Source organism: Nocardia ninae NBRC 108245, assembly GCF_007990755.1.
Taxonomy (GTDB): domain Bacteria; phylum Actinomycetota; class Actinomycetes; order Mycobacteriales; family Mycobacteriaceae; genus Nocardia; species Nocardia ninae.
In genome coordinates, this window is record NZ_BJXA01000067.1 from 42,213 (window position 1) to 52,559 (window position 10,347).

A 10,347-nucleotide genomic window follows, 5' to 3' on the forward strand; every position below is an offset into this window, starting at 1 on the left:
CTTTCGTGAGTTAGCGGAGCACACGACCCGCCCCGGACGGACCAGCACAAGTTCTTGACCAACAGCACAGCGACGTGGAATGAGGCGGGTTCTCTTGATCGCTTATTCTTGCTGGCAAGAAAATAGTGGTGCGGTGTGAGTGAACGAACCGCGTGTCAGTGTGCCTCGCGCACACTGGGGCCGAGCGCAAGCGAGGCGGCGACATGAGTGTGGACGAATCGGACAGCTGGAGGCTGAGCAGAGCAGTGTCGACCAGCGTCACGGCCCTAACCCTCGGCGGGCTCGACAAGCTCCCCGCGCACTCCCGGCGCTGCGTGTTCTGGGAGATGGATCCCGCCGTCGCCGAGGACTCCCGCGGCTTCAGCGATCCGGTCTTCGAGAAGGAGGCCTGGCTCTCCACCGTGCTACTGGAGTGGGGCTCCTGCGGGCAGGTGGCGAACGTCAACGGCAACGTCGCGGGGTGTGCGCTGTATTCGCCACCTAGCGCCGTGCCGCGGGCCACCCTCTTCCCCACCTCGCCGGTAAGCCCGGACGCGGTCCTGCTGACCACGCTGCAGGCCGAATTTCCGTATCAGGAGGCGGAGGTTGCCCACCAGCTGATGCAGGCTGTGGTGGCCGATCTGGTGCGCCGCGGCGTGCGCGCGCTGGAGTCCTTCGGGATTCGTTCCGATCCGCCGTCGCAGGCGCTGTCGGAGCGCTTCGGCTCGATGACGCTGATGGAGCGAATCATCTCGCCGATCAAGGGATCCGGGGCGAACGCACCGGGTTCGAAGACCGAGTGCTCGCCGGAGACCTGCATGATCGAGGCGGACTTTCTCGAGGAGGTCGGCTTCAAAGTGGTCGCGCCGCACCACCGTTTCCCCCGGCTGCGCCTGGAACTCGACTCCGATCACTACTGGAAGGAAGATGTCGAGCGCGCGCTCGACCAGCTGCTCGCCGCCGCGGCGATGACGCCCCCCGCCCGGGCCGGAGTTCGCTGACACCTGCCGGACGAAGACAAAGAAGAGCCCCTGCCGATCGAATCGGCAGGGGCTCTTTGCTCGAGCCGACTACATACGGTCGGCGGCGGCGAGTTCCTCCGCCAGCAGTTCCGCGAAAGTGTATGTGCCCGTTGGCTGGTCGTCCTGCCCGAGCAGATACAGCCGCTTGACCGAGATCAGGATGGCCTCGGCGATCACGTCGCGCATGCGCGGATTGGTGAGCACGGTGGCGTCGTATTCGTTTGTCAGATAACCGATATCGACCTGCACGGTCGGCATCTTGGTGAGCCGCAACAGATCCCAGGTCCTGGCGTGCGTCCGGCAGTCCTGCAGCGAGGTGCGCGCGACGACCTCACGCTGGATGAAGCCGGCCAGCACCTGGCCGATCATCGACACCGAGCCGTGTGAGTTGCCGAAGTAGAAGCCCGCGACACCGTTGGCCAGCGGGCTCGGGTTGGTCGCGCAGCGCAGCGAGATCATCAGGTCGGCATCGAAGGTGTTCGAGATTTCGGCGCGTTCCGCGTCGGTCGGGTTCTTGCCCCAGGATCGCGACAGGAAGGTTTCCATGCCGGTGGCCGCCATCCGGCCTTCGAGCCGACTTGCCAAGTCCCACAGGATTTCCGACTCGTACACGTCGCCGAATTCGGTCGGTACCGGATGCCCCTTGTCGGGTCCGCCGAGACCGGGATCGATGATGATCCGCTTGCCGGTGAGCTGCGGCCCGGCCCGGTGCACCACTTCTTCCTCGGCGATCCGATGCGGGTTACCGCCGGTGACGCGAGCGCCGAGCAGGTCGAGCGAGCGCAACGTGTCCGGCCCGCAGATGCCGTCGGCGGCAAGCCCGATCTCCCGCTGGAAGGAGGACAGCCCCTCGTGCGTGTGCGGGCCGAAGTAGCCGTCCACCCGGTGCACGTAGAAACCCAGGTCCTGCAGCTTGCGCTGCAGGGTCGCGACATCGTCGCCGTACAGCGGTGCGGAGAGCTGATAGATCAGCGTGCGGGCACCGAGCCGGTAGGACGCCTCTTTGAGCGCCCGATAGGTGGCCGGGCCGACCACACCGTCGACGAGCAGTCCGCGATGCTGCTGGAATGCGCGGACCGCCGAGTCGAGACGGTGGTCGAAGGAGGCCTCGGTGTCTTTCCAGTACTCGCGGGCGTCGGCGTGTTCGGTATCGACGTGCGCGTGTAAGAACCCGAGACTTGCCAGGGTGCTCCGAACCTCTGCTACGGCTGGACCGCTATCGCCGTGACGAAGTCGGTGCATGCGTGAGAGCCCTTTCCTTCCGTCAATCCGGGTACCCACTCATGCGATGGGATACACCTTCGCACGACCGGCGTCGGTCGATTGTCTCAGACCCGGACGGGAATTCGGCATTCCCGGGTCCAGGCATCCTACGGCGCGTCGATCGATCTCGACGTCCTTTGGCGCCTATGGCATTTCCGCGACAGGTGTCAGATTTCGCCGTCGAGTTCGCGCAGAAGGGCGGCTTTGCCCTTCGCTCCGACGATCTGCTTCACCGGCTTACCGCCGCGGAACAGCATCATAGTGGGCAGCGAGAGGATCTTGTAATCGCGGGCGGTGCCGGGGTTCGCGTCGACGTCCAATTTCGCGATGGTGAGTTTGTCCGCGTGCGTGCCCGCGATCTCCTCCAGCACGGGGGCGATCATCTTGCACGGCCCGCACCAGGTGGCCCAGAAATCGACGAGAACGGGCTTCTCGCTGAGCAGCACGTCGTCGGCGAACGAGGCGTCGGTGACGGTGATCGTCTTCTTGTCACCAACGGTGGTCTTGGCACTATCGGACATGGGGTTTCTCCTTGCTGAATCGCGGTGCACCCGTGGGGGTTCGTGGCCACGGGAGCCACCGCTCTAGAGCCCCATCGCTCAGGTGCCGGGCGACGGGGCTGTCAGAGGGTCAGTTGGCGGGTACGGCGACGTTCTGGCCGGCGTGGTCCAGGGTGTTGGAGCTGATGTCGCCCTGCTCGGCGAGCCAGCGCTCGGCGTCGATGGCCGCGCGACAGCCGGTGCCCGCCGCGGTGATCGCCTGACGGTAGGTGTGGTCGACCAGGTCGCCCGCGGCGAACACGCCGGGCACCTTCGTCGCGGTCGACGGATGCACCACCTGGACGTAGCCTTCGTCGTCCAGTTCCACCTGGTCGCGGACCAGTTCGCTGCGCGGATCGTGGCCGATCGCGACGAACAGGCCGGTCGCGGCCAGCTCCGAGGTCTCCCCCGTGCGGGTATCGCGCAGCACCAGGCTCGTCACGCTGGTGTCGCCCTTGACCTCGGCGACCTCGGCGTTGAGCACGAACTTGATCTTCTCGTTGGCCTTGGCCCGCTCCAGCATGATGCGCGAGGCCCGGAACTCCTCGCGGCGGTGCACGATGGTGACGCTGCTGGCGAACTTGGTCAGGAAGGTGGCCTCCTCCATCGCGGAGTCGCCGCCGCCGACCACGACGATGTCCTGGTTCTTGAAGAAGAAGCCGTCGCAGGTGGCGCAGGCGCTCACGCCGCGGCCGAGCAGCCGCTGCTCACCGGGCACGTTGAGGTAGCGGGCGGCCGAACCCATGGCGAGGATCACCGCGTAGGCCTGGTAGGTCTCGTCGCCGACGGTGACGGTCTTGATCGGGCCGCTGAGGTCGAGCGCGTCCACGTCCTCGGTGCGGATGTCGGCGCCGAAGCGCTTGGCCTGCTCGCGCATCTCCTCCATCAGGTCCGGGCCCATGATGCCCGCGCGGAAGCCGGGGAAGTTCTCTACTTCGGTGGTCGTCATCAGCGCACCACCGAATTGGGTGCCTTCGAAGACCAGCGGCTGGAGCTCGGCCCGGGCCGCGTACACGGCGGCCGTGTAGCCGGCCGGTCCGGAGCCGACGATGATCAGGTCGCGAACTGGCGCACTCATGAGGCCCTTCCGGGGGAGAAATCAATGGACGTCTCGGTCAACAACAGGGTAATGGCTATTGTTCCTGGACCGGTCGGCTACCACGTGAGGTTCGGCTCAGTGCCGTTCGGGGAGCGCTGAGCCACCCGCGGCATCGATTGTCGGGTGCGTCACTCAACCGATGTCTTGCACGGTGAACTGCTGAGGATCGCCTGTAGTGCAACCGGTTCCGACGACCAGCGCGGTGATTTTGGGGGTCCGCGGACCGGTGAGCAGGATGAGCACCGCGTCTTTGCCGTGAAAGCGCATGTTGTTCGAGCCGAGAATGGTGCGGTCCAGCCCGTTGGCGCGCATGCAGCGCTCCCTGGCGGCCGCGCTGCCGAGCAGGCCGGTGGCGTCGTTGCGGCCGAGCGCGCTGAGCATCGCGGGCGCGCTGAGATCCTCGCCGAGGTGGGCGACGTCGGAGGTCGGCTGGGCGATGGGCGGGGCGTCGTTGCCGCGCACCGCGGTGAGCGCGATCGAGGCGCAGGCGACGACCGCTACCGCGGCGGCCGCGGCGGTGAGCCAGCGCAGCCTGCTCCGACGGCGGTCGTCGAGCGAGATCGGCGCGACGGGTGGGGTGGAAAGCGCAGGGGCTGCGGTGTTTTCGTGCGGTGCCGCGTTTTCCGGTGGTGCTGCGTTTTCCGGCGGTGCCGAGACCGGCAGCCGATAGATGGTCGCGCCCTTTTCGGTGGGCTCCTCGTGCAGATCGAAACCGTCTACGAATTGTTCCAGCTCGGCGGCGAGATCGTCGGGCATGCGGTGGATGATGCGGTCGCTGCGCCCGAGGGCGCGCAACTCGGCGCTGACCTCGTCGAGCGCGTGCACGAAACGCAACGCCGCCCCGTCCTGCCGGACGGCGGGCCACAGCTGCTCGCGCAACTCGGGTGTCACATTGTCGGCGTGCAGGTCGGCGAGCAGCTCGGCCGAGAACGGAGGCTGCGGCACGGACCGGGTTGCCATCGCACCTCCAGTATTCTCATCTGACATCGCGGGGGTCCCCTCGAGGGTGGGGAACTACATGGACATCGTCTACGGGTTCGTCACTATTAATGACGCAGCTCAACTACTTCCGGTTCCCCGGATCGCGCAGAAATTCCAGTCGTTCTTGGAGACGTTGCCGACCGCGGGCGCAGCGACTCTTGATCGTCCCTTCCGGAACACCGAGCATAGCGGCGGCTTCGGCCACGCTATACCCCTCGAGATCGATGGCAACGAGAGCGGTGCGCTGGTCCGGCGGCAGCGAGAACAGCGCTTGGTCGACCACCAGTGACATCTCCATCTCGGCCACCGCGTCCCGGTCGTCGCGGGGTTCGGGCATCGTCTCCGGGTCGAGGGAGACGGCCTTGCGGATCTTGTTGCGCCGGATCCGGTCCAGACAGGCGTTCACCACGATCGCGTGCAGCCAGCTGCGCACCTCGGCCTCGGCGCGGAACGAGGCGGCGGTGCGGTGGGCCGAGAGCAGCGCGTCCTGCAGCGAATCCGCCGCGTCCTCGCGTGTATAGGAGGTGCGCAGCGCGGTCTGCCACAGATGATCGTTGTGCCTGCGTAGCAGCTCGGCGAAGGCGTGCCGCTGGCCGCCCACATGCGCCTGCAGCAGCTCGACATCGGTGTAGTCGGCGCCCACGAACGAGCGTTCGCGGTACGCGACTGACCGCGATGTCCCCCCGCGGTAGTCCTCGTTCAGTTCCGACGACAAAATGCCAACCCCTTGGACAGCGCTCACGGTGGCGACGGACATGGCTGACCATCGCCGAAATTTCGCAGCATCCAGGATCGAAACACCAGAACCCGGGAAGCTCCCCTGCTGAGAGCGCCAGGAGATCATATCGTCCGTCGCGATTCGTCAGCAACTAAACGGGGGATGCGGTGGCAGACCTCCTGCGGAGAGGGCAGGGCGCCAACTTATTTCGCGAGCACACGGTTACTCGCCGGGTATCGGCCGACCGGGTCGATTCACCAGCCGTCAGCCGTCGGCGTCAGGACAACTCAAGCGGCAGCGTCGAAACGTATATCAGCGATCGAAGTTTGGAACTGACCACCGGAGTTTCCCAGTCCGGTGATCCAGACGAGCACATAGCGAGCGGCTTGATCGGTGCGTACCGGTATGTCGGTGATCCCGTCGCCCAGCTTGGCCGTGCCGATCAGCTGGGTCTGATCCAGCGTCGGCTGCGCGGTCGGCGAGGTGCGGATCTCGACTGTGGTGCCCGGGCTCGGCGAGTTGATCGAGACGTTCGTCAACTTCGCCGGGCTCGGCAGCGTCGATAGCAGTCCGACCCCCCGCTTCAGCGCGGGGAACTGCTGGTAGTACTGATCCGTGCGCCACATCGTGGCCGGATTCTGATCGAGCACCGCGTTGACGTTGCCCACCCCGTCCGGGGTGCCCTCCGGGGAGAACACCGTCTCCGCGGTGATCGGCACCGGCACCCCGCCCGAGGCTGAGGTCGGTCCGGCGGCCGCCGGGGTCGTGGGTGGCGCGCTGTTGGTGGTGAGGCCGATATTGCGCTGCTCGTTGAGCGGTGCGTCGGAGGCGCCGGGCGCGAACACGCTGACCATCCACCAGATCACGATCCCGACCACCAGTGCGGCCAGGATGCCGAGGCCGACCATGATCCACATCATCCGCTGGGATCTCTCGCGTTCGGCCGCGAGCAGGTCCGGGTCGGCGAGCGACTCGTCGGGCGCGGCAGGCGTCGCCCGCTGGCCGAGCCGGAGCACCGGGATGAAATCGGTCTTCTGATCCACCACCGACGCCTGCTCGAGCACGTGCTGCACGGTCGCGGCGGTGCGTACGCCCTTGTTCGACTCCAGCGACCGCACCGCGACCGCCGAGATCTCGAAGGGCACCTCGGGTCTTATCTGGCGCGGTTCCACCGGCGTGCCGTCCGGGCCGAAGTCGGCGAGCCGCAACCCTCCGACGGTTGCGGCGGTGCCGGTGACGCCGCCGGAGCGGATCGGCCAGCGGGCGGTGATCAGCGCGTAGAGCATGGCGCCGAGACCGCGCACATCGGACTGCGCGTCCGAGTCGGCCAGGGTGCCGGGGAAGGCGAGTACCGCGTCGCCGGTCGCGCTGATCCGCACCCGGTCCGGGTGGTCGATGGACAGCGAGCCACCGCCGCGATGGGCCAGCTCGGCGGCCGACGCCAGCGCGCGGATCGCGCGGGCGGCACCGATCGGCGAGGGCACCGTCTCGGCCATCTCGCGCAGCGAGCGACCCGGGGTCCACTCGGCCACCACGATGCCGCCGGAACTACCGCGCACCACATCGAGCACCCGGGCCAGGCCGGGTGAGTTGATCCGCCCGAGCCGCAGCGTGCGGGACAGAATGGCCTGCGGGCCGTCGTGGCCGGAGTTCTCACTGGCCTTCTGGTCGGCGTCGACGAAGGTCAGCGCGACCTCGCGGTCGAGCTTGATGTCGAGCGCCTGCCAGAACTTGAGGCCGCGTGCCCCGCCGTGCCCGGCGAGCAGGCGGTACCGGCCGCCGGCCACCGACGCGCCGGGAATCAGCTTCGGTCCGCGCGGCGTACGCCGGGCACCGCCACCGAGCGGCGGCATCTCCGGCGAGCCGATCGGGATCATCCCGGTGTCGTACATCGGATCGCGTGCCGGGATCTGACCCTGGCGATCGCGTGGTTCCGCGTCGCGTCCCTGCGGGGCCGCGTCGGGCCCTTGCTGACCGTCGTACTCCGGTGCAGTCCCGTCGTGATCCCGCGCGTCGTAATCGGGCGGGCCGGTGCCGATCTCGCGGTTCGCGTACGCGGGATCCGACGGCTCTCCCCCGGGTGGCGGAGCGTCCGTCGAAAGCCCGCCTGCCGTGGTCGCAGAAGAATCAGCGGCTGGGACGCCGCCCACCGCGTCGTCGCTCACCCTCGGTCCTCCTTCGCCCTGGTATGTCGAGGTTCCGGCGATTTCGCCACTTGTGCTTCTCTGCCGAACAGGGTACGGGAACTCGCCCATGCCGGTGATGTCAACGGCATCGGCTCGGATCACGGGCAAGACCATGGTCTGAGCATCCATGTACGGGTCGTACCCAGGGTAGGCCAAATATGGATCTGGCCTGCGCAATACCTGAGTTGCGTACTGATCGTCGACCGGGCCGTCGAGATCGAGATCCGGCGCGGGCGGCGTCCAGCCGAGGCGGCGCGAGATCGCGACGGTGATCGCGACGATCTCCGGCACCCCGGCCAGGCGCATCAGGCCGAAGGCGACCGCGAACATGACGACCGCCGTGATGGCCACCCGAACGAGCGAACCCGGTCCGCCGAAGGACGCGGTCAGGCGGTCCAGGCCGAGCACCCGGTCCACGATCCACATGACGGCCCCACCGGCCACCGAGGCGAACAGCACCCGAGTGATGGTCCGGCTGACGTTCGACATGCGCAGGTCGCCGAGACTGCGGTGCAGTAGATAACCACCAACCACGGCGCCGACCGCGAATCCGAGGCCGTTCGCGACGCCGAGCGCGATCACCACATGCTCGGCATCGGTGACCATCGGGGCGATCGCCGAGAAGACGATCTTGGCGGCGGTGATGCCGAGGATGATCCAGGTCGGGATCCACGCCTGCTCCCTGGCGTAGAACACCCGCAGATGAATCAGCACCAGCGCGTAGGGGATCAGCGAGAACGCCGACCAGCTGACCGCGAGGCCGAGGCGCGAGGCGTCGTCGCTGCCGAAGTTGCCGTATCCGTAGAGCGCCTGCCCGACCTGTGGGCCGGCCAGCGTCAGGAAGGTGACCACCGGCAGCAGGGCGATCATGGTCAACCGGGTCGCGGCGGACAGGTCGTCCACCACCGCGGGGGTGTCGTCGGCGGCGGCGTTGCGGCTCAACCGCGGCATGATCGCGGTGAGCACCGTGACGCCGAGGACGCCGTAGGGCAATTGCAGCAGCAGCCACGCGTTGTTGTAGATCGCCGGGCCCGCCGCGTCGGCGTGCGAGGAGATACGGGTCGCGAAAACGAAGCCGGCCTGACTGATCAGGACGTAGAGGATGATGGCCGCGCCCATGCCGCCGAACTGCTTGAGCCGGTCGTCGACACCCCAGAGCGGCCGCAGATCGATGTGTTCCCGGCGGATCGCGGGCACCAGGCTGATCGCCTGCACCACCACGCCCAACGTGACGCCGACGCCGAGGACCAGCAGTTTCGGCTCACCCATCCGCACCGGGTTCAGGCTGATCTCGCCCGGCATCAGCACATAGAGCCCGAGCACCGTGAGCACGACCAGGTTGTTGAGCACCGGCGCCCACGCACCGGGTTTGAACTGCTGGCGGGTATTCAGGATGGCCGTCAGCAAGGCGGACATGCCGTAGAACAGGATCGCGGGCAACAGCAGGAACGCCAGTGCCGTGGTGAGTCCGGTGTTGACCTTGCCGTCGTCGGACAAGAACACGTATGTGGTCAGCAGCGGTGCGGCCGCGGTGGCCAGCAGCGCCGCGGTGGCGAGCACCACGAATGCGGCCGTGACGAGTCGCCGGACGAAGGCCGCCCCGTTGTCGGGGTCCTCCTGTTCCGCGCGCACCAGCGTCGGCACCACGATCGCGGTGAGCACCGCGCCGAGCACGAGTTCGGCGATCATGTTCGGGATCTGGCTGGCCACGGTGAACGCGCTGGCGATGGCCGGACCAAGCACGGTGAGCAGCAGCAGCTGCTTACCGAAACCGGTCACTCGGCTGATCAGAGTCGCGAACGCGATCGACCCGGAGTCACTGAGCAGTCGGGCACTCGAACTCGGCTTCTGCTCCGCAGCCTTGGTGGCAGCGGGCCACTCCTTGGTCCGTGGCCGGTTGCCCACCTCGGCAGGCTCGGCGACCGCGGGCGCAGGCGGCCTGCGGCGCGGCGGCGGGTACGGCTCGGGCCGTGCTTGCGGCGGGGCGTAGCGCGGCGGTGGCATCCGGCTGGACTGCGGCGGACCGGCAGACTGCGGGCCGGGCGGTTTGGGTCGGGGCGAGCCGGTCGGAATCGGTCCGGATTGGCCGGGTGCAGGTCGCGCCGCGCGTAGGTCGCCGACTGGGGTCGCGTTGGGCTGACCGGATGCGGGTCGCGCCGGGCGTGCGTCGTTGCCGGGACTCGCACCAGGTTGACCCGGTGCGGGCCGTGCGGGACGTGCGTCGTTGCCGGAACCCCCGCCGGGCTGACCGGGTGCCGGTCGTGCGGGACGTGGATCGTTGCCGGAACTTCCGCCGGGCTGACCGGGTGCCGGTCGTGCCGGGCGTGGATCGCTGGCGGGAATTGCGCCGGATTGACCGGGTGCCGGTCGTGCGGCTGGGCGCGGAGGGCTGGCCGGGATCGCGCCGGATTGGCCGGGCCGCGGGGGACTCGCGGGTATCGCGCCGGACTGGCCGGGCGGCGGTCCAGGACGCTGACCGGGCGGAGTCGGACGAGGTTGCTGGGGCGGCACCGGGTATTGCCGCTGTCCGGGGTGCGGTGCGGGGGCGGGCCGTTGGGCC

General features: G+C 68.1%; 7 protein-coding genes. 1 reads left to right on the forward strand and 6 read right to left on the reverse strand.

The features are described from left to right. Positions 1 to 245: 245 nt before the first annotated feature. On the forward strand, positions 246 to 980 hold the full coding sequence (locus NN4_RS33905) for a GNAT family N-acetyltransferase (protein WP_147139880.1): 735 nt from the start codon (positions 246 to 248) through the stop codon (positions 978 to 980). A 69-nt stretch (positions 981 to 1,049) separates the two neighbouring features. On the opposite strand, the gene NN4_RS33910 is transcribed toward NN4_RS33905, so the two are convergent. From NN4_RS33910 to NN4_RS33935, 6 genes are all read right to left on the reverse strand, one after another. Beyond that, entirely contained in the window at positions 1,050 to 2,243 is a 1,194-nt protein-coding gene (locus tag NN4_RS33910) for an N-acetylmuramoyl-L-alanine amidase (protein ID WP_107653490.1), read from the reverse strand. A 188-nt stretch (positions 2,244 to 2,431) separates the two neighbouring features. Further along, the gene (gene trxA, locus NN4_RS33915) at positions 2,432 to 2,785 is read right to left on the reverse strand and encodes a thioredoxin (protein ID WP_147139870.1); all 354 of its coding nucleotides are present in this window, start codon (positions 2,783 to 2,785) and stop codon (positions 2,432 to 2,434) included. Positions 2,786 to 2,894: 109 nt separating this feature from the next. Then, complete coding sequence (trxB, locus tag NN4_RS33920) at positions 2,895 to 3,881, reverse strand: thioredoxin-disulfide reductase (RefSeq protein WP_147139872.1); 987 nt, start codon at positions 3,879 to 3,881, stop codon at positions 2,895 to 2,897. A gap of 153 nt (positions 3,882 to 4,034) precedes the next feature. After that, the gene (locus NN4_RS33925; protein WP_147139874.1) at positions 4,035 to 4,862 is read right to left on the reverse strand and encodes an RsmA family anti-sigma factor; all 828 of its coding nucleotides are present in this window, start codon (positions 4,860 to 4,862) and stop codon (positions 4,035 to 4,037) included. A gap of 103 nt (positions 4,863 to 4,965) precedes the next feature. Further along, on the reverse strand, positions 4,966 to 5,598 hold the full coding sequence (gene sigM, locus NN4_RS33930) for an RNA polymerase sigma factor SigM (protein WP_425574263.1): 633 nt from the start codon (positions 5,596 to 5,598) through the stop codon (positions 4,966 to 4,968). 290 nt (positions 5,599 to 5,888) lie between these two features. Next, a complete protein-coding gene (locus tag NN4_RS33935; RefSeq protein ID WP_147139877.1) occupies positions 5,889 to 9,791 on the reverse strand; it encodes a murein biosynthesis integral membrane protein MurJ in 3,903 nt (1,300 codons plus the stop codon). Positions 9,792 to 10,347: the final 556 nt, after the last annotated feature.

Bases quoted from the DNA above. Each gene is read 5' to 3' on its own strand.
- NN4_RS33910 (WP_107653490.1), bottom strand. From the start codon at position 2,243: ATGCACCGACTTCGTCACGGCGATAGCGGTCCAGCCGTAGCAGAGGTT.
- trxA (WP_147139870.1), bottom strand. From the start codon at position 2,785: ATGTCCGATAGTGCCAAGACCACCGTTGGTGACAAGAAGACGATCACC.
- trxB (WP_147139872.1), bottom strand. From the start codon at position 3,881: ATGAGTGCGCCAGTTCGCGACCTGATCATCGTCGGCTCCGGACCGGCC.
- NN4_RS33925 (WP_147139874.1), bottom strand. From the start codon at position 4,862: ATGGCAACCCGGTCCGTGCCGCAGCCTCCGTTCTCGGCCGAGCTGCTC.
- NN4_RS33935 (WP_147139877.1), bottom strand. From the start codon at position 9,791: ATGCCACCGCCGCGCTACGCCCCGCCGCAAGCACGGCCCGAGCCGTAC.